Annotated in this window: 18 protein-coding genes; 5 read left to right on the top strand and 13 right to left on the bottom strand. The window is 63.1% G+C overall.

The window, feature by feature from the left end; translation table 11 throughout:
• Positions 1–101: 101 nt before the first annotated feature.
• On the top strand, positions 102–1,415 hold the full coding sequence (locus tag V1294_RS29590) for an aminotransferase class III-fold pyridoxal phosphate-dependent enzyme (RefSeq protein ID WP_334502116.1): 1,314 nt from the start codon (positions 102–104) through the stop codon (positions 1,413–1,415).
• Here V1294_RS29590 and V1294_RS29595 read toward each other — a convergent pair.
• The 8 genes from V1294_RS29595 to neuB are packed head-to-tail and all read right to left on the bottom strand — an operon-like array spanning position 1,412 to position 8,330.
• Positions 1,412–2,080: a hypothetical protein gene (locus V1294_RS29595; protein ID WP_334502117.1), complete on the bottom strand. Its 669-nt coding sequence runs from the start codon at positions 2,078–2,080 to the stop codon at positions 1,412–1,414. The genes V1294_RS29590 and V1294_RS29595 overlap by 4 nt on opposite strands.
• A 4-nt stretch (positions 2,081–2,084) precedes the next feature.
• Positions 2,085–2,861 (bottom strand): imidazole glycerol phosphate synthase cyclase subunit, encoded by a 777-nt coding sequence (locus V1294_RS29600; protein ID WP_334502119.1) that lies wholly within the window; start codon positions 2,859–2,861, stop codon positions 2,085–2,087.
• A 13-nt stretch (positions 2,862–2,874) separates the two neighbouring features.
• Positions 2,875–3,513 carry an imidazole glycerol phosphate synthase subunit HisH gene (hisH, locus tag V1294_RS29605; RefSeq protein WP_334502121.1) on the bottom strand — a complete coding sequence of 213 codons (639 nt, stop codon included), beginning with the start codon at positions 3,511–3,513 and terminating at the stop codon, positions 2,875–2,877.
• 33 nt (positions 3,514–3,546) lie between these two features.
• Positions 3,547–4,725, bottom strand: a complete 1,179-nt coding sequence (locus V1294_RS29610) for an N-acetyl sugar amidotransferase (protein ID WP_334502122.1) — start codon at positions 4,723–4,725, stop codon at positions 3,547–3,549.
• A gap of 37 nt (positions 4,726–4,762) precedes the next feature.
• Positions 4,763–5,575: an SDR family oxidoreductase gene (locus V1294_RS29615; RefSeq protein WP_334502123.1), complete on the bottom strand. Its 813-nt coding sequence runs from the start codon at positions 5,573–5,575 to the stop codon at positions 4,763–4,765.
• Positions 5,572–6,612 (bottom strand): nucleotidyltransferase family protein, encoded by a 1,041-nt coding sequence (locus V1294_RS29620; protein WP_334502124.1) that lies wholly within the window; start codon positions 6,610–6,612, stop codon positions 5,572–5,574. The genes V1294_RS29615 and V1294_RS29620 overlap by 4 nt, the downstream gene beginning before the upstream one ends.
• On the bottom strand, positions 6,613–7,251 hold the full coding sequence (locus V1294_RS29625) for a NeuD/PglB/VioB family sugar acetyltransferase (RefSeq protein ID WP_334502126.1): 639 nt from the start codon (positions 7,249–7,251) through the stop codon (positions 6,613–6,615).
• Positions 7,248–8,330, bottom strand: a complete 1,083-nt coding sequence (gene neuB, locus V1294_RS29630) for an N-acetylneuraminate synthase (protein ID WP_334502128.1) — start codon at positions 8,328–8,330, stop codon at positions 7,248–7,250. Before neuB ends, V1294_RS29625 begins: the two co-directional genes overlap by 4 nt.
• Positions 8,331–8,514: 184 nt before the next feature.
• Between neuB and V1294_RS29635 the strand changes: the two genes are divergently transcribed.
• From V1294_RS29635 to V1294_RS29645, 3 genes are all read left to right on the top strand, one after another.
• Positions 8,515–9,261 carry an acylneuraminate cytidylyltransferase family protein gene (locus V1294_RS29635; RefSeq protein WP_334502129.1) on the top strand — a complete coding sequence of 249 codons (747 nt, stop codon included), beginning with the start codon at positions 8,515–8,517 and terminating at the stop codon, positions 9,259–9,261.
• Positions 9,258–10,448, top strand: a complete 1,191-nt coding sequence (gene neuC / locus V1294_RS29640; RefSeq protein ID WP_334502130.1) for a UDP-N-acetylglucosamine 2-epimerase — start codon at positions 9,258–9,260, stop codon at positions 10,446–10,448. Before V1294_RS29635 ends, neuC begins: the two co-directional genes overlap by 4 nt.
• Before the next feature lie 92 nt (positions 10,449–10,540).
• Positions 10,541–11,695: a hypothetical protein gene (locus V1294_RS29645; RefSeq protein WP_334502131.1), complete on the top strand. Its 1,155-nt coding sequence runs from the start codon at positions 10,541–10,543 to the stop codon at positions 11,693–11,695.
• A gap of 28 nt (positions 11,696–11,723) precedes the next feature.
• Here V1294_RS29645 and V1294_RS29650 read toward each other — a convergent pair whose 3' ends face one another.
• A complete protein-coding gene (locus V1294_RS29650; RefSeq protein ID WP_334502133.1) occupies positions 11,724–12,524 on the bottom strand; it encodes an FkbM family methyltransferase in 801 nt (266 codons plus the stop codon).
• A gap of 163 nt (positions 12,525–12,687) precedes the next feature.
• Between V1294_RS29650 and V1294_RS29655 the strand changes: the two genes are divergently transcribed.
• Positions 12,688–13,647, top strand: coding sequence for an NAD-dependent epimerase/dehydratase family protein (locus tag V1294_RS29655; RefSeq protein WP_334502135.1), 960 nt, complete (start codon positions 12,688–12,690; stop codon positions 13,645–13,647).
• 6 nt (positions 13,648–13,653) lie between these two features.
• Here V1294_RS29655 and V1294_RS29660 read toward each other — a convergent pair whose 3' ends face one another.
• From V1294_RS29660 to V1294_RS29675, 4 genes are all read right to left on the bottom strand, one after another.
• On the bottom strand, positions 13,654–15,057 hold the full coding sequence (locus V1294_RS29660; RefSeq protein WP_334502137.1) for a hypothetical protein: 1,404 nt from the start codon (positions 15,055–15,057) through the stop codon (positions 13,654–13,656).
• 206 nt (positions 15,058–15,263) lie between these two features.
• Positions 15,264–16,589: a polysaccharide biosynthesis C-terminal domain-containing protein gene (locus tag V1294_RS29665; RefSeq protein WP_334502139.1), complete on the bottom strand. Its 1,326-nt coding sequence runs from the start codon at positions 16,587–16,589 to the stop codon at positions 15,264–15,266.
• A gap of 63 nt (positions 16,590–16,652) precedes the next feature.
• The gene (locus tag V1294_RS29670) at positions 16,653–18,041 is read right to left on the bottom strand and encodes a hypothetical protein (RefSeq protein ID WP_334502141.1); all 1,389 of its coding nucleotides are present in this window, start codon (positions 18,039–18,041) and stop codon (positions 16,653–16,655) included.
• Complete coding sequence (locus V1294_RS29675) at positions 18,041–19,261, bottom strand: LegC family aminotransferase (RefSeq protein WP_334502142.1); 1,221 nt, start codon at positions 19,259–19,261, stop codon at positions 18,041–18,043. The genes V1294_RS29670 and V1294_RS29675 overlap by 1 nt, the downstream gene beginning before the upstream one ends.
• Positions 19,262–19,263 lie beyond the last annotated feature (2 nt).

The raw sequence follows: 19,263 nt of genomic DNA on the forward strand, positions 1-19,263 counted from the left end.
CTTACATAAATCGGTTGCGAGCAGACGCCGGGCCCGGCACCTTGCCTGACCGAGGGGCTTGGGGTATCCACCGCCTGCTTTCCCTGCAGGAGAAACATGCGATGTCGAGCACTGGCCAAACGCTCTACCGGCGCGCGCGCAAGGTCATGCCCGGCGGAACGCAATTGCTCTCCAAGCGGCCCGAAATGTTCCTACCCGAGCAGTGGCCGACCTACTTCAAATCGGCCAAGGGCGCCGAAATCGTCGACCTCGATGGCAAGACCTATCTGGACATGAGCTATTGCGGCATCGGTGCCACCATTCTGGGCTTTGCCGATCCCGACGTCGACTCCGCGGTGAAGACCGCGATCGACATGGGCTCGATGTCGACGCTGAATTGCGCCGAGGATATCGAGCTCGCGGAACTGCTGATCGAGCTGCATCCCTGGGCGGACATGGTCCGCTTCGGCCGCGCCGGCGGCGAAGCGATGGCGATCGCGATCCGCATCGCGCGCGCGGCCACCGGCCGCGATATGGTAGCATTCTGCGGCTATCATGGCTGGCACGATTGGTATCTCAGCGCCAATCTCGGCGAGACCACCGCACTCGACGGCCACCTGCTGCCGGGCCTGGATACCAAGGGCGTACCGCGCGGTCTCGCCGGGCTGATGCATCCCTTCCACTTCAACAAGCTCGACGAGATCGAGGCGATCGTTGCCGCGAACGGTGAGCGGCTCGCTGCGATCGTGATGGAGCCGGTGCGCTCCAGCGAGCCCGAGCCCGCCTTCATCAAGGGCATCCGCGCACTCGCCGACCGCTGCGGCGCGGTGCTGATCTTCGACGAGGTGACGTCGGGCTTCCGCATCAATTCCGGTGGCGCGCACCTCGCCTATGACGTCGACCCCGACATCGCGGTGTTCGCCAAGGCGATTGCCAACGGCTTTCCGATGGCGGCGATCGTCGGCCGGGGATCCGTGATGGATGCTGCGCAGGAAACCTTTGTCAGCTCGACCGCGTGGACTGAGCGCGTCGGACCAGTCGCAGCCCTTGCCACCCTGCGCAAGCATCGCGAGCAGAACGTCGCTAGGCATCTGATGCTCATCGGCACCCGCATCCAGAAGGGCTGGAGCGAGGCATCAGAGGCAACCGGCCTGCCGGTGCACGTCTCCGGCATTTCGCCGCTCGGGCATTTCGCCTTCGACCTGCCTGACGCCCAAGAGGTGCGCACACTGTTCACCCAGATGATGCTCGACCGAGGCATTCTCGCCACCGGCTCGTTCTACGCGATGTGGGCGCATACCGACGCCCATGTCGACCGCTATCTGGAAACCGTGAACGAGGTGTTCCGCGACCTGCGGACCGCAGTGGACCAGAAGGCCGTCAAGCAATTGCTGCGCGGCCCGGTGGCCCATTCCGGTTTCAAGCGCCTCACCTAATCAGGGTCCACCCCGAAAATATCGCGCCTCACGTTGCGCGACGTCGGCGAGCGCGCGGCCCTCGGATAGATGCCGTGCAGCACGCCGTCGGCCGCGAGCGCGCCGCCATCAATGATGATCGCTCCCGTCGAAACGAAGGTGTTGTCGCCGACGGCGGTCTTCCCGATCACGCGGCTGCCGCCATACATCACGATACCACGGCCGAACGACGGGTAGTCGTTCTCAAGGTTCGCACCGACCGTGCAGTTGTGATAGCAGATGAAGTAATCCGAATAGTGCGCGCGGCCGAGCACGGTACCGACCGGATGCTGGACCGCGAACACGTCGGGCAGTTCGACCTCATAGAACGCATCCAGCGCGTGCAGCGCCTTGTTGAGCGCATAGGCCTTGTCGGCGATGGGATGGCCAGGCCGCTCGCGGAACGCGCTGTTTGCGAGGTAGTAGAGAAAGATCGCGTATTGGTCGGAGTGCCAGTGCGAGAATCGCGCCTCGCCATTGGCAAAGAACCCCTTGAGCCTGACTCGCGTGAAGCAGTGCTCGATCCGCCCGAGCGCAAGATCCACAAATTTCGGCAAGTCGCCGAGATCGGCGCTGTCCGGGAACAGGCTCTCGAACTGCTTCCGCACATAGCCGGCGAGGTCAATGCGGGCAAGCGAGAGCTGCACGGTACTAGTTCCTGCTGTTAGAGCTCGCCCGCACTTCGAGGCCGCGCGAGTAGAGATGGCTGCGCAGCTTGATCGGGCTATGATCGGTGAAGAGGAACATCGAGGAAATCGCCACCGCGGACGCGCCGGCCTCCAGCGCATCGATCGCATGCTGCAGCGAGCCACAGCCGCCGGAGACGATCAATGGCACACTCAGCACGTTGGCGGCCTTATGGATCATTTCGAGGTCGTAACCGCTCATGGTGCCGTCGCGGTCGATCGAGCCGAGCAGCACCTCGCCGCAATGAAGGTCCTCGCAGCGCCGCGCCCACTCGATCGGATCGAGGGCTGCGTGCTCGCGGCCGCCGTCGATGAACACGCTGGCGTGGTGGGGGCTGATCTTCTTGTAGTCGATCGATACCGTGATGCATTGGTCGCCGAACACCCGCGCCGCATCGCGGACGAATTCGGGACGCCTCACCGCTTCCGAGTTGACTGAAACCTTGTCGGCGCCGGCGCGCAGCAGCATGTTGACGTCTTCAAGCGTCTTGACGCCGCCGCCGACCGTGAACGGCATGAATATCTCTTCCGACATCCGCTCGATGATATCGACCACGCGGCCGCGCGAGGCTTCGCTCGGTACGATGTCGAGCACGATCAACTCGTCGACGCCATAGTCGTTATAGACTTTCGCGGTCGTCACCGGATTGCCGGCGGCACGCTCGTTCTCGAAGAAGTGGACATATTTGACGAGCCGGCCGTCGCGCAGCAGGAATTTCGGGATTAGGCGCTTCTTCAGCATCGCAGGCTAATTTTCAAGGATTCCAGCGCAGGAAATTGCTCATCAGCTCGATCCCGCTGTCCTGGCTCTTCTCGGGATGGAACTGGGTGGCGACGATATTGTCTTTTGCGATGATCGCCGTCACGGACTGACCGTATTGTGCAAGGCCAACGACGTCGCCCGAGTTGTTGCAGCGCATGGCGAACGAGTGCACGAAATAGAATGCCAGATTACCCTCGCGGATACCAGCGAGGATCGGATGGTCGCGCTCCCTGGCCACCATGTTCCAACCCATATGCGGGATCTTCAGCGCAGGATCGTTTGGCATCAGGCGCGCGACATCGGCATCGAACCAGCCGAGCCCGCGATGCAGGACGCCGTCATCGGCATGCTCCTCGGAGGACTGCGCCAGCAATTGCATGCCGAGGCATACGGCCAGGAACGGTTTGCCCTTTTCACGGACGTTACGTTCAAGCAATTCGTCGATGCCGCGGGCGCGGATGTTGAGCATGGCGTCGCCGAAGGCACCGACGCCGGGCAGGATCACATGCGAGGCATCGGCGATGACGTCGGCGTCGTGGGTCACAATCGGATTGTAGCCGCAGTACTCGACGGCATTGCGGACCGATCGTACATTGTTGATGCCGTAGTCGACAATCGCAACGTCTGACATCGCCTTAGCTCCCCCGCCGCCAGCGCCGATAAATCACCCCTTGCCGCCGATTTCAACACCCGGATGGTTCGGCCACGGCACCGGGGTTCGGTCCCACTTGTCCATGTCAGGCATTTTCCTGCCCGGCTCCACCGCGTTCGGGGAAAACTGCCACGGGCTGACCTCGTGTTTGATCGCGATGCCGAGAAACTGTTCTTCGGTGAGCTGCAGATAATCCAGGAACAGGTCGAGGCTCGGCGGCCGCTTGCCGTCATATTCGCGCACTAGGGCTTCTCCCTGCTCGCGGGTCATGCGCTTGTTGCGGATGTCGATATTGGCGAGATGGTTGGTTCGCCCCATGCCGCGCTTGATGTATTTCAGATAGTCGCGCACGCCCTGGAAGAAGCACTCGATCTTCTCGTAGTCGTATTCAGGCGGAATGCCCTCGACCTCCTGGCCTTTCCAGCCGAGCTCGCTCTTGATGATGTCGACGTGCTTCTTGGTGTCCCACTTGATGTAGCTGCCGAGACAGACCGAGCGGCACTTGATTCGCATCAATTCCTTGCGCGGCGGATAGACGAACGGATACAGGTCGCGCTTGGCGACGCGGCCGCCGAGGAATTCGTACATGTCGTCGGCGGTGATGCCGAGATTCATGGCGCGGTTGAAGCGCTTCTCGTCGACCTCCTCCATCTCGTCGTAGGAATAGAACGACTGGTATTCGGCAAGACTCTCGCCCCACATCAGCAGCGGCGTCTCGTACCGGATCGCGATCTGCATGGTGTGGGCATAGATGCCGGTATGGCAGTGCCAGCAGAAGTCGCCGCGGCGCTTCAGTGATTCCAGCATCAATTCGCGCACCACATGCCAGTTCGGCGTGAAGTTCAGAACGTCGACGCCGAGCTGCTTGAATACGCTGGTGTTGTTCTCCTCGACCAGCGGTCGATAGAACCAGTGGTCGAAGCGCACCACCAGGGGCTTCAGGCCGAGCTTGCGCACGACATACCAGAGCTGGAACACACTGTCCTTGCCGCCCGAATAGGGCACGATGCAGTCGTAGAGGCCCTTGTCGCGGTATTGGCCGACCAGCTCCATGAGCTGCTTGTAGCGATCTTCCCAGTCGATCTGGGTGTCACGAACCTCGATCTGACGGCAAACGCTGCAGGAACCGGTTTCGTCGAACGATGTCGCCTCCGCCGTTTCCGGCAACAAGCATTTGCTACAGCTCAACATTTCAGGGATTCTCGCGATTGCATGATTTGCTGTCGGCTTACCACGCCGTCCAGCCCCCGTCGACCGCAATGCACTGGCCTGTCACATAGGCCGATAAATCGCTCGCCAGATAGGCCACAGCGCCCTTCATGTCGTCCTCCCGCGCCATGCGCGCAAGCGGCGTGCGGGACAGATAGCGGCTCAAAAATGGCTCCGGCGTGGCCCTGAACACACCTCCAGGCGCCACGGCGTTGACCCGGACTTTCGGCGCCATGGTGGTTGCAAGCCAGCGCGTCATCTGGATCAGGCCGCCCTTGCTCGCGGCATAGGCCGCGGGGTTCCCCAGAGCGGTTCCCTCGTAAAGCCGCCAGTCCGGCCCGGCGAGCCCGTAGATCGAGGAGATATTGATCACACTGCCGTGGCCGGACCTGGCCAGATCCTCGGCTGCGGCCTGGACCAGGACGAACGGCGCGGTCAGGTTGACCTCGAGCGCCCGCCGCCAGGTCGCATCCGACTGCTGCTCAAACGGCACGGCCCACCCCTCAAGCCCGCTGGTGCCGACAAAGGCCGCGCAGTTGACAATGATGTCGATACCGCCGAACGCATCGCGCACCCGCCGCGGCAGATCTTTAACCGCCTCACCCTGCTCGAAATCGCAGTCGAACATTTCCGCCTTGACCGGCCAGCTCTTCGCAAGCTCTGCCGCAGCCTGTTTGCCGGCAGACGCCGCAATATCGACCAGCGCGATCGTGGAGCCAAGCTCGGCCAGGCCGCCCGCAATCGCGCGGCCGATATGACCGGCGCCCCCGGTGATGACAGCGACGCGCCCGTCGAGTGACATCATCTCGCGGAGAAAACGTTCGGTGCTCATCCGAAAATCCTCTGAAACTCGTCGGAGGCGCGCTGCAGATCGTCTAGCCGGCCGACATCGATCCAGTACTCCCGCAGCGGGAACACCACAGATGGCTTGCCGGTAGCGATCGTTCGCTCGATCAGCATGGGCATGTCCACGGCCTCGTTGGCGTCGAGGTAGTCGAGCACGCCAGGATCGAGCAGATAGACGCCGGCATTGACGAAGAATTTCTGCGTCGGCTTCTCGCGGATGCCGAGCAGGCGATGATCGTCGAAATCGATGACGCCGAACGGCACCGTCACCGAATGCTCGCGCACGCAGATGGTGGAGAACGCCTGATGCTCGCGGTGATATTTCAGCAACTGCTCGAAGTTCACGGTCGTGAGCAGATCTCCGTTCATGACAAAAAACGGCTGCGTGGGCCGCTCGGGCAACAGCGACAGCGCGCCAGCGGTGCCGAGGCGCGCGTTCTCCTGGAGATAGTTGATCTCAACGCCCCAGGCAGAGCCGTCGCCGAAATGGTCGCGGATCATGTCGGCCTTGTAGTTGACCGAGATGAAGAACTTGCCGAAGCCGGCCTTGACGAAACCGCCGAGCACGGTCTCCAGGATCGGCTTGTCGCCAACCCGGATCAGGGGCTTCGGTATGTCATCGGTCAGCGGCTTCAGCCGCGAGCCGAGGCCGCCGGCCATCAGGACCACCCAGTGGTCGGATTGCTGCGCGAGCGCAAGATCGTCGATCAGCTTGACCTCGACCACCCTGCCCTCGGCATCGACGATCGGAAGCTGGTGGATCGAATGCTTGCGCATCAGGTTGAGCGCAGCCGCGTTGGAAATGCCAACCGGCGCCGTGATCGGCGTGCGGTTCATCACGAGGTCGACGGAGGCATCGAGCCCGACGCCACCGAGCAGCGCGCGCCGCACATCGCCGTCGGTGACGGTGCCGACGATCCTGCCGTCACGTTCGACCACGGCGAGCTGTAAATGGCCTTGATCGATCCGCCGCAGCGTCTCGATCAGGGGCGTATCTTCACTGACAACGAATATTTCTTTCATTTACGAACCAATCCGGTCGCCGCCGGCGAAGGCGCCGGCTCCGACATTCTTTGCGACCAAGGCGCCCGCGGCAACGACAGCTCCCGCTCCCACGCTGACGCCCACCAGAACCACCGCGCCCGCGCCGATATGGGCGCTCTCGCCGATCGACACACCGCCGCAGAGCACCGCCCCCGGCGCGACATGAGCGTGATCGCCCACGATGCAGTCATGCTCCACCACCGCGCGCGTATTCACCAGAGCATTCCGCCCGATCCGCGCCGCCGACTGGATGACGGCGCCCGCCATCACCTGCGCGCCGTCGCCGAGCGTTGCATCGGAGGCAATCGCCGCGGAGGCATGCGAGATCACCGGAAACCTGTAACCCAGAGCGGCGAAACGGCCAAACAGCGTACGCCGCCCGGACAGGCCCGAATCGGTACGCGAGGCGCGGTTGCCCAGGCCGTTCACGAGCTCGACTGAATCCACGCTCATCTTCAGGATGTCTTCGTCGGATCCCGCGACCGGAACACCGCCAACCGCCCCGCCCCGCAGTGCGGTGTCGCGATCCATCACGGCGATGGGGCGTATGCCACGGCTCCGTAATGCTTCGATGACAACGCGGGCATGACCGCCGGCACAGAGCACGATAAGGCTCATGGCTCCAGCGCCTCATTGGCCGCATAGTCGCGCTGCGCCGTCTTGCCGAGATAGCTCCAGTATTCGATCGGCGGAATGCCGTCACCGGGCCGCTTGACGCCGAGATTGTCCTCCGTGAAGCGCTCGCCGGCGCTAACGGAGCGGATCGCAACAAGACTCCGTCGTGCCACCGTACGATTTGGGATCTCTTCCCGCGCAGGTATCTTGCGGCCGTCGCCGAGCGCGACCTCGACGTCGCGGATCGATGCAATCATCCTGGCCATTTCGTCGGGCTCGATCGAGGCGCGGTGATCGGGCCCCGGCAGATTGCAATCGAGCGTCAGGTGTTTTTCGATCACCGCCGCGCCGAGCGCAACCGCGGCTGCCGCAACATGAATGCCGCGGCTGTGATCGGAAAAGCCAACGGGAAGCTCGAACGCATCGCGCAGCGTCGCCATCGCGCGCAGATTGATCGACTGCGGATCGGCCGGATACTCGGTCGTGCAGTGCAGTAGCGTGACCTTGGCGCGCAGCTCGGTCCAGGTCTCGCGGTCGAGCAGACAGCTGGCGAAATCCGCAGGCGATGGCCGCGCGTGCACGTCCTCGAGATAGCCGAAGGCAATGACGCCGAGCGCCTGCTCCACTTCCGCCAGCGTCGCCATGCCGGTTGACAGGATGATCGGCAGTCGAAAGCGCGCCAGATGCAACAGCAGCGGCGCGTTGGTGAGATCGCCCGATCCGACCTTCAGGGTCGAGACGCCGATTCGGCGGACCAGATGCGTGGCGCTGTCGGCATCGAACGGGGTCGACATGTAGGTGATGCCGGCGGCCACGCAGGCCGTGGCAATGCGTTCTTCGTCGTCCTCGCTGAGCTCGAGCGCGCGCAGCATTTCCAGCTGTGACTGCGCGTTGCCGGTGGTCGCCTGCTGATAGCTCGCCTTCGCGGCCTCCGCGGTCGCAAGCCTGTCGGCACGAAACGATTGAAACTTGACGACGTCGGCCCCTGCCCGCGCGGCCGCCTCTACCAGTTCGAGCGCCCGCGCGCGATCGCCGTTATGGTTAACACCGGCCTCAGCAATGATCAGGGTTCGGCGATGCATGGGGTTTCGTCGCTGAGCGCGGGGGGCGACCGAAATCACCCGCCTATCAAGCGGTTGTCTTAGTCGAGTACACTGGTAAAAGCAACGCAAGCGGCGGCTTGCGGCGTTCCCCTTTGAGCCTCCTGGCCGGCGACGAATGGTGCCGGTCCTTGTTCGGCGCTGACAGCGGGATTGTCGAGAGCAAATGACGAATTCGCCGGAGATATTGTTCCTGCTGGTGGGCCGCGGAGGATCCAAGGGATTGCCGGGCAAGAACCTGCGCCAGGTCGGCGGTCTCAGCCTGGTCGGCTATAAGGCAAATGCGGCGCGGCAATCGCGCTACTGCTCGCGTCTGATCGTCTCCAGCGACAGCGCGGAGATCCAGGCCGAGGCGAAGCGCCACGGCGCCGAGGTGCTGTTCGACCGCCCCGCCGAGCTTGCGAGCGACACCGCCTCCTCCAACGACGTGGTGCTTCACGCCATGGACTGGGTCGAGACGCATGAAGGACGGCGCTACGACGCCATCATGCTCCTGGAACCATCGTCGCCTTTCGCACGGCCGGAACATTTCGACGAGGCGGTCGAACTGTTCGCCGCGCGCAAGGCGAGCCTTGTGGTAGGCATGCGCGAGACCGAAGTGGCCTCGATCTTCGTCGGGACGTTGGGCGCGGATGGCTCGATCGGCGGCATCGTCGAGAAGATGCTGAAGACGACGGCGCAGCGGCGGCAGGACCAGACGCCTGAAGTCACCATGAACGGCGCGCTCTACCTCGTCGGCTGGGACGCGATGCGCAAGCACCGAAAAATCTACGCCGATCCCTCCGCAAGCTATGGCATCATGATGGACCGCCTGCATTCGATCGAAATCGAGAGTGCTGCCGACCTCGCCTACGCATCCTACGTCATAGAGCACGGCATGCTCGACGCGTCGCCATGGCGGAAATCCGCATGACCGCAAGCCGCCGCATCGCCGTCGTCACCGGTTCGCGGGCCGACTACGGATTGCTGCGGGGAATCCTGACGCGGCTGAAGGAGACGGATGACGTTTCCCTCAGCATTATCGCCTGCGGCATGCATCTGGTGCCGCGCTTCGGCGAGACCTGGCGAGCTATCGAGGCCGACGGGTTTACAATCGCAGCGAAGATCGATCTTCAGCTGTACGACGATCGCGCCGAGACGGTGGCGCGCGGTACCGGCATCGGCGTTTCCGGCTTTGCCGATGTGCTCCCCCGGCTCGCGCCGGATGTTCTTGTCATGCTCGGCGACCGCTACGAGGTGCTGGCTGCCGCGGTCGCGGCGACGCTGTTGAACATCCCGATCGCACACATCCATGGCGGCGAGATCACCGCCGGCGCCTTCGACGATGCGATCCGCCACGCCATCACGAAGATGGCCTGCCTGCATTTCGTTGCGGCCGAGCCCTATCGGCAGCGCGTGATCCAGATGGGCGAAAATCCCGACTTCGTTTTCAATGTCGGCGCACCGGGCCTTGATCTCGCCAGCACGGCGCCGGCGCTCAGCCGGACCGAGCTGTTCGCAAGGCTCGGCGTCGGCGGCCCGGAGCGCTTCCTGCTGGTCACGCTGCATCCGACCACGGCGCGGCCGGATACGGATGCAACGAATGTCGCCGCACTCCTCGGCGCGCTCGCCGAGGTCAAGGACCGTAGCATCATCTTCACCGGCGTCAACGCCGATCCCGGCTATCGCGCGATCGACGACGCCATCAAGGCCTTTGTCGCGGCACGGCCAGACCGCGCGTTTCACTTCACCTCGCTCGGCAGCGAGCGCTACTGGGCCGCGCTGCGGCTCGCCGACGCCGTGGTCGGCAACTCCTCCAGTGGCATCCTGGAGGCGCCGGCCGTCGGGGTGCCCTCAATCAATATCGGCGACCGCCAGCAGGGCCGGCTGCGCGCCGCCTCGACCATCGATTGCCCGGCCGATTCGGCCACCATTCTCGCAAGTCTGGCGCACATTTTCGAAGGCCGGTTCGGCCCTGATCCGGGCGCAGAGCCGCCCTATGGCCGTGGGGGCGCGTCGGAGAAGATCGCTGGAACCCTTCGAAAGATCGACCTCCGTGGCGCTTTCCCGAAGCATTTCCATGATTTAGCCGTTGCGCTGGAACACCCCGGGAAGGGCTGATAACCGCCGGCCGTTGTTGCCTGTGCAATGCGCCAAGTTGTATAGATCCGACGACGTTGAGACGATCCGCGCTAGGCCCGGAGAAACGCGACATGACGACAATCGATTCCCTTACGGATGCGGCCCCCGCGGCACGAGCCGTCGATGTCGGTGAGCTGCCGATCCCGCCCTATCGTGGCAACACCCTGCCCTCGATCGACTATGACGCGCATCCAGCCTATGGCGGCATGTTCGCCCGGCCGACCTTCCGCGAGCGGCTTTATGCGTTGAATGTGTTCCTGCGGACCTTCGCCTTTGTCACCATCCGCCGCATCGTCGATTACGACAACATGCCGCTATTGACCAAGGAAGCCGGCTTTAGTGGCCTCAACGCGCGGACGGCCTTGCGTTACATCTCGATGTATGCGCGCATCCGCGCCAGCCGCGCGATCGGCACGCTGACCGGCACGCGACGTCCTGCGGTACTGGCAAACCCGGCATTGCTGAACAAGATCAAATCCGATGGCATCGTCTGCCTGACGCTCGCGCCGGATGAAATCGACCAGATCCGAAGCGTCACCGATCCGGGCTTTGCCAAGCTCGACGAGCGTCGTGCCGGCATTCCGCCTGAGAAACGCAAGTTCGACGATAATGTCTACTGGTGCACGCGCTCGGCCGATCCACAGGCCTTCGCGACGGTCGAGAAGATCTTCAAGCGCTATGGCATCATGGACGCTGCGAGCGCCTATCTCGGCCGCCCGGCCGGCGTGAAGCACGTCAATGCACAGATCAACGACCAGGACCTCGCGTTTTGGAAGCGGGTCTTCCCGGACACACAACTCGCGGACCCCTGGGGCAGCTACCTGCATATCGATGCCACCTACGGCATGCTGAAATGTGCGATCTACGTCCACGATATCGGCCCGGACGGCGGCCCGTTTTGCTACATCCGCGGCAGCCAAAATGCGAAGATCGGGTGGTTCGAAGGCATGGTGCGCCGAACCAACGACTTCAGCGGCTTCTCGGGCCGGCGCCCCGACGCGCGCAAGAAATTCATGGCGCTGCCGGCGTTCCTGCGCAAGAAGGCGGATTTCGGCGGCGACCTGCAAGACGACTCCCCCGACGTGGCGCGACTGCGCGAGGGACATTTCGCAGCGACGTCGAACTACGGCAATTGCGTACTGTTCGACGGCAACGGCATGCATCGCGGCGGCATGGTGAACAAGGGCGAGCGCCGCTGCCTGTTCATCCTGCTCGCGGAACTCTGAGGCCCGGCCCTAGCGGCGTGACGGGCGATCAGCTCTTCGCGCAGTGCAGCTTGCTCGGCCGCGTCAGATAATCCGCGAGCTGTTCGGGACTGAAATAGGCTGACTGGCTGCGCAGCGGGCTGTCCTTGCGGATAAAGGCAAGATCGATCTGCGCGAGCGCGCCGTCCAGCGAGCGCATGTGGCCCTCGAGCACGTCATAGACCGCGAACCCCGCCTCGTCACAGAAGCGCACGATGTCGGCGAACTGCGGAATGCCATGCCGCATCGGCATCATCGTGGTCTCGAGTATCATGAGGTCGATCTCGTTGATGCGCGACCCCAGCCCCTTCAGCACCTCGATCTCGGCACCCTGGGTGTCGACCTTGATGAATACCGGATGCTCAAGCTTCTCCGGCAACAATGAATCCAGCCGACGCATCGGCGTCTTCCGCGCTTCGCCGTCGAGCGCCTTGCCTTCGACCTGCGCGAAGATGCTTGAGCCCGAGATATCGTCATGGACGTTGAAGGTGATCTCGCCGTCCTCGGCGCCGGCGGCGACCAGAAAATATTCGGCGTCGAGCCGCTGCTTGAGCTGCTCGAGCACGGGACGGCATTCAGCGACCGGCTCGACCAAAAAATACTTCGCGCGCGGGAACGCGTCGTAGATCGGTGAGGTGCCGAAGGCGATGCCGACGTCGATCACCGTCTTCACCTCGAATCCCAGCGACTTCAGGTGTTTGAAGAACAGCGCGAAGTTCCGGACCGGTGCGTTGGTGCGCATCAGGCGCAGGCCGATCGGCTCCAGGACGCGATTGATGGCCTGGAACGCGGCTGAGACGAATGCCTTCATGAAGCGTGCGCCGGTTGGGCAAGAGCCGGGGTGAAAAAATCGATCGCAAAATGCCTGGTCCGCCAGAGGATTCGGTGGAATTTGCAATCGACAGGTCGATTTGGTAGATCAGCCGGGCAAGCCGGTCAAGCGACCGTCCCTCGGCCGTGACAGCGACATCAGCATGAAAATTCTCGTGACCGGAAGCTCCGGCTTCATCGGCCAGGCATTGGTGCGGCGGCTGCGCACTGAGGGGTGTGCAGTTGTGGGGCTCGACAAGGTTCCGGCTGCCGCAACCGATATTGTCTGCGACCTCCTGGAGGCCGATCGTCTCAAAGAGGCCGTGCAGAACGCGGCACCCGACGCGCTGGTCCATCTCGCCGCGCGCATCGACCTCGACGAGAAGACCAATCTTGCGGGCTATGCCGCCAATATCGAGGGCGTTGAGAATCTGGTCGAAGTGGTGCGGCTGACGCCGTCGATCCGGCGTGGGATCTGGACCTCATCGCAGCTCGTCTGCCGCGTCGGCTATGTGCCGAAAAGCGACACCGATTACACGGCGGACACTCTGTACGGAAAGAGCAAGGTCCGCACCGAACAGATCGTCCGCAGCGCCAATGGCGGCGAGCGCGAATGGTGTCTGGCGCGCCCCACCACGGTCTGGGGGCCCGGCATGAGCGCGCACTATCAGCGCTTCCTCCGAATGATCGAGCGCGGATACTATTTCCACGTCGGCCACGACCCGCTCTGGAAGTCCTATAGCTATATCGACAACATTGCGTTCCAGTACTGGCGCCTGCTGGTGGTGCCTGCCGAACAGATCCAGGGCCGAACGTTCTATCTTGCCGACTACACGCCGATCGACCTCATCGCCTGGTGCGACGCCTTTCAGCGTGCGTTCGGCGCTCGCGCCGTTTCGCATCTGCCAATCGCCATTGCGCGCACATTGGCGTTTTGCGGCGATGCCGTGAACTCAGTCGGGGTGAAGAGGTTTCCCTTCAATTCATTCCGCCTTAACAATGTGCTCACGCAATATCAATTCGACCTCAAGCCGACGGCTTCGGTCTGCGGCGATCTGCCGTTTGATATGGAGCAAGGCGTCGCGGCGACGGTTGCTTGGCTGCGCGACATCTCGGCGCACTGACCGACTTTAGGTGGCCGAGCTGTTCACCTGAAGCTCGCCGGCATCCTCCGGCGATCCCGACCGCAGCCTGGCAAAATCAAGCGTGAAACCGGTCACAACCAGCGAAACCAGCACCAGCGCCGAATTTGCTATGCCCAGCGGCCCCTGCACCACGCTGAGCAGGATGCTGGCGAGGACAAAGGCTAGGAGCAGCGACGGCGTCATCAGGTCGGAGTGTTTGCTTCCCGCCGCGCTCCAGCCCGCCACGACGCCCCAGATCAGGACGTAAATGATTGCACCGACAAAGCCGAAATCGATGAAGGCGGCGGCCCACACGGTCGGGAAGAATCCGTAGATCAAGGCAGCTCTCAGCTCGGCCTTCATCGCCTCGACCTGCTGGTTGCGCGGGAAGAAGACCCGCAGCAGCGGTGACAGCACCCCGATCTCGTAGACTCCCCATTTCGGAGTGAACTTGTCGCGTGCGTGCCACGCGATATCAATGGTGCGCACCCCGTGGGTCAGATAGAAATAGGTGCTCAGGCCGATCATCGCGCCAGGTGCCGATAGGCGGCCGGATTCGATCGCGGACGCGACGTAGCCCCGCGGCTTCACATTCCAGGCTTCCAACCTCATCGCGAGGATCGCGTCGGCGGAGCTCGGCTTTTGCTCCGGCGGTGGAGCCGCGCCCGCCTCTGCAATTCGCTTGCTAAGATCAGTTGCCGTGATTTTCTCGCTGGTCTCGGGCGGCCCGCTGGCAACGGCAGGAGGTACCTCGCGCTGCGTCTGTTCCTGCTGCAGCTTGGTGATCAGCGGCGACATCTGGATGCAGAAATTCTGCCGGCTCGTCCAGATCCCGCTCGAATAGATGGCAAACAGCCCGATCACGGCGACCGTTTTGAGGATGAGATAATGACCGCGCGGCAGCGGCGGTCGCCCCTGTGCGAGGCGGATCAGCATCGTCACGGCAACCAGAACGAGAACGAACAGGAGCGGCATCCGCCCTGAATAGAGCACCGCATAACCGGCTGGAGAAACGATGGACAATTGCGCCAGTGCCGCCGCCCATCCTGTGATTTCCTCTCCCTTGAGCAGGAACAGTACCACCGACACAAAGCCGAAGGAGAACATGGCATAGCCGCCATAGAGCAGTGGTGTCCGCTCGATCGATATGGCGTCGACCAGCCCGGGCGCACAGCGCAACAACTCCGCGTAGGCACTATTGCTCACCCCGCTCAGCACCATGCGGTCAAGTGCGATCAACGCAATGCCCACAATACCGAAAAGCGACACAGCGATGACGATGCGATTCAGCATCCGCCTGGAAAGCGGAGGCATTGGGACCTGACGCGAGAAATGGCGGACGAAAAGAAATCGGCCCCCCCGATGGCCGAGCAGGAAGAGCGCGACGCCCGAGCCGACCACGGTCAGCACGACGATGGACGGCTGTTCCGGATAGTCTATTGGTCCGACGGCGACGCTTATGAGCGCTGCACACCAGATCAAGACGATCAGGATTGCGGGTGACGAGAGACCGCCCGCCAATTGGATAAGCCGCTGCATTTTGCCGTCAGAAAAGCGCCGAAGCCCTAGAGTTGTGTAGCAGGGTCATTTTGACACCGCAATGACGGTGCGCTCGTTCATGGGTAGAGCATGTCCGGATCAGTCGGAAGGCCGACAGTATCCAGCTCGGCGGGTTCCTTGCGAGTCTCGCGCATTCTGTGGATGGCCAGTATGCCCAGCGACAGGAACAGCGCGGCGCTGGCGATGGCACCGGCCACTGCCGCACCATAGATTCCGTACACGGGAACCAGGAGGACGTTGAGCAGCGTCGACACCACGGCCGAACCGAGATTGCAGAGCATGAGATACTTGTCCGAGCGCGCCGCATAGAGCGCGTAGGAGGGAACATCAGCCAACATGCGCAGGAAGATTCCAGGCAGCATGGCATAAAACACCCCGATGGCGGACGCGTAGGTGGATAGTCCGAGCACCGACAACATCGGCTCCATGGCAAAGCCACAGATGATTACCGTTGCCGACGCCAGCGCCAGCATCGACCAGAAGAACGAGCGGAGTGCCGCGCGGTAAGTGTCGACGCCCGCCGCATATCCCGCGATGACTTTCGGCAGAAACTGGTGCGACACCGATCCGCCCAGCGACAGCAGGCCGATCAGGATCGTCGAATAGAACGTGTAGATGCCGAGCGCATCGCGACCAACGAAGATGTCGATGACGAAGCGGTCGACATAGGAGATGACCAGCGCGCCGACTGCGGTGAACATGAAGGGGCGCGCCGTCCGCAGGCCCTCGCGAATGGTCGACCAGTCGGGCCGGTATCCCCTTAGCTCGCGCCAGGGAAGCTCGGAGAGCGAGAAGGCGGAAAAGCCGATCGACAGCACGCCGCCCAGCGCCCACAAGACCAGCACCGTCTCGAGTGTTCGCGTCGAAGGCGCCGCGAACATCAGCAGCGCGATGGCATAGACCCAGATGCCGCCACGAAGGAACACGCCGACATAGGCGCGCACCGGCCGCGAGGTGATGATCAGGATCCGCGTAGCCTCCAGCGAGACATGCTCGGTGATCAGGATCACGACGAACCATGGCGCAAGACGGATCGGGAACCAGCCCGCGGCGATCGCACCGAAAACCATGACGCCGATCGCAAGCAGCGCCGCCGAGCCGAGCGCCATCTGGTCCGCGATGATCCGTGCGCGCCGCTCCGACGTCGCCGGCACTAATTCGCGTAGCGTATAGGAGTAGAACTCGAGTCCGACCGCGAGCAGCGCGAACGCAAGCGTCGCGGTCAGGAGACCGTATTGCCCCATCTCGGCCGGCGACAGCATGCGTGCCAGCAACAGCGATAACAGGAAGCGGCTTGCCAGCGTCATTGCGCGTAGGATGAGCGCCGCGGCCGTGCCCGCAATCGCAGGCCGGGTCACGAGGTCAAGCACACGAGATCGCATCACGCTGTTCCATCCCCCCATCGGCCGTCGACATCGGTTACAGCGCATTCCCCCCCGTGATCGTCAGGCGGCGGTTCTGCAGGATTTCAGGAAGCGCGGCAAATGCGCGTTCAGCGAACGCGCCAATGGCTCGACTGATGCGCGTGCGGCCGCATTCGTGGGATCGAAGTCGCGCCAGCCGAAATAGTCGCCCTCAACACTGATTGCCGCAAGATGCCGTACGACGTCGCGCCGCATCGTCTCGAGATCGTCTGACAGGCGCCATCTCGCAAGCCGCTCTGCCAGCGCGTCGATGTCGCCGACATCCCGGATGTGCACGAAGTGCTGCTCGGTCGCATAGTAAGGCTCGGTCGCGACCGAACAAAGCCCCGCCAACGCCGCCTGGAGCCCGATCGTCCCCGTGAACGTCACCGAGACCCCGCATTTGCCGATCAGCAGGTTGGCCGGCACATCATAGGGAACCAGCGTGACGAAGGGCAGCTTTGACAGCCGCTCGAACAACTCGCGCTGGCGGAAACCGAATTGCAGCGGATGATCCTTGACGAAGATGCGATAGCCCGCGCGGACAAGCACCTCGCAATAGCGCAGCAGCACGTCGTCATGCGCAAGCATGTCCTGGGACTGCAGCCAATAGTCCATCGAGGCTTCGGGAAATAGCTGCAGTCCGAGGAACACTCGCCGCTCGCGCGGCAGATCGGCAAGCCGCTTGTCCCAGTCATGGTCGAGCAGCTTGAGTGCCGCGACGTCGCGGACGCCCACCTTGTGCTTCAGTCGCTTTAGTGCGTCGAGATAATGGCAGTTGTAGCGGTCGCGCTTGAGGAAGCGCCAGACATTAAAGAAGGCGCCCCGCACGGCGTAGTAACCGAATATGCGCCAGAACTGGGCCCGCGAAAAGCGCTTGGCACCGCGCACATAGGCGGGTGCGAAATCTGCGGTGCAGAGCTGGCCCACCGCCGCATTGATGTCCTCGCTGGAGGGCTCGCGCAACCAGGCGGGCCGGCCGCGACGCATCAGCATCACCTGATCGGGAATGATCGATGTCGTCATTTCGAGGAAGTCGATGCTGCGCCGGCGCGCGGTCCGCTCCATCACGTCCATGACATAGCGATCGATGGTAAACGTCATAACGAGATCGGGATCGAGCTTGTCGAAGACCAGCTCGATCGCCTGGGTCATGCCGCCGATCATCCTGAGCGCGAGATCTCGGCCGATGCTGCGGAGCACGCGGCAGCGCAGGATGATATCGGCGCATCCCTCCTCGCCAAACCGCGCGAGTGCGACAGAAGCCGCATCCCCCCTTTCGATAAAACGGTAGAAATCGTCGACTAGGGAATAATCGCCGTCGTCCCGCAGGTCGCTCAGCACGACCGCGTCGGCAAACTCCATGCGCGACGCAAGGTACTTCCACCACGGCGTTGTGCTGTGAATGGTGAAGAAGACGACGCGGGGCATCAGATCTTGTTCGCGCTATCGGCCAAGAAGGGACTGCTCGGCAAATTGATGCACCGCGTATGCATGTCTTCGGCGATTGGAAGCAGCGAACGCGGGCAGTCTCGGTACATCGGCAAGAGGTGCATTGGCGTCCACAGCGGCCTTGCGCGAATGCCGTGACCGTGCAGCGCCTCGAGCAACCGGTCGCGCTCGGCGGCGTGTTCGCGGTCGAGCACAAGCGTATTGAGCCAGTAGTTGCTTTGCGAGCCCTTCGGCTCACGATAGATGCGCGCCCAGGGGAAATCGCTGAAAGCACGCAGGTAACGCTCGGCGAGCATACGCTTGGCCTCGACCATCGCCAACAGCCGCTCCATCTGCGCGCAACCAAGCGCCGCATTGATGTTCGGCAGGCGGTAGTTGTAGGCGACCTCGTCATGGTCGAATGCCCAGGCGTGCGCCTTCTTCGCCGTAGAGGTGAAGTGCCGCGCGTGACGGGCATGCGCCTCGTCGTCGGTCACGATCATGCCGCCGCCGCCGGTAGTGACGATTTTATTGCCGTTGAAGCTTAGTACGGCGGAATGGCCGAACGTGCCGCAGCCCTGCCCGCCCAGGGTCGAGCCGAGCGATTCGGTCGCGTCCTCAACGATCACGAGATCGTATTTGGCGGCCACCGCGCCGAGTGCAGCCATATCCACCGGATGCCCGAAGATATGCACCGGAACCACCGCGCGAAGCCGGCGGCCGGTCTGCTTGTTCACCCATGCGCCGCTCCGCCGCACCGCGATGGCACCAAGATGCGCCTCGAGCGCCTGGGGATCAAGCCCCAGCGTATCCCAGGTCGAATCGACGAAATGCGGGATGGCGCCGGCATGGCTCACCGCGTTCGCCGTGGCGACGAAGGTAATTGAGGGCAGCAGCACCTCGTCGCCTTGCTCGACACCCTCGAGCACCAGTGCGGCGTGAAGCGCGGCGGTACCGTTGACGATCGCCACCGCATGGCGCGCGCCAGTCGCGGCCGCAACCATCTCCTCGAAGCGAGTGACATATTTGCCCGCTGATGACACCCAATTGGTGTCGATGCAATCGAGCACGAGCTCCCGCTCGCGCTCGCCAAAGCGCGGCTCGTGCAACTCGACCGGGCGCGCGGCCGCGCCGAGCACGGCATCCATCGCGTCGAGCACGGGCTTGAGATCAGGTATGGCGGGACGGTCGCGGCTCGCCTGGGCGGAGGAGATGCTCATCT

The organism is Bradyrhizobium sp. AZCC 1678, from assembly GCF_036924765.1.
Taxonomy (GTDB): Bacteria; Pseudomonadota; Alphaproteobacteria; order Rhizobiales; family Xanthobacteraceae; genus Bradyrhizobium; species Bradyrhizobium algeriense.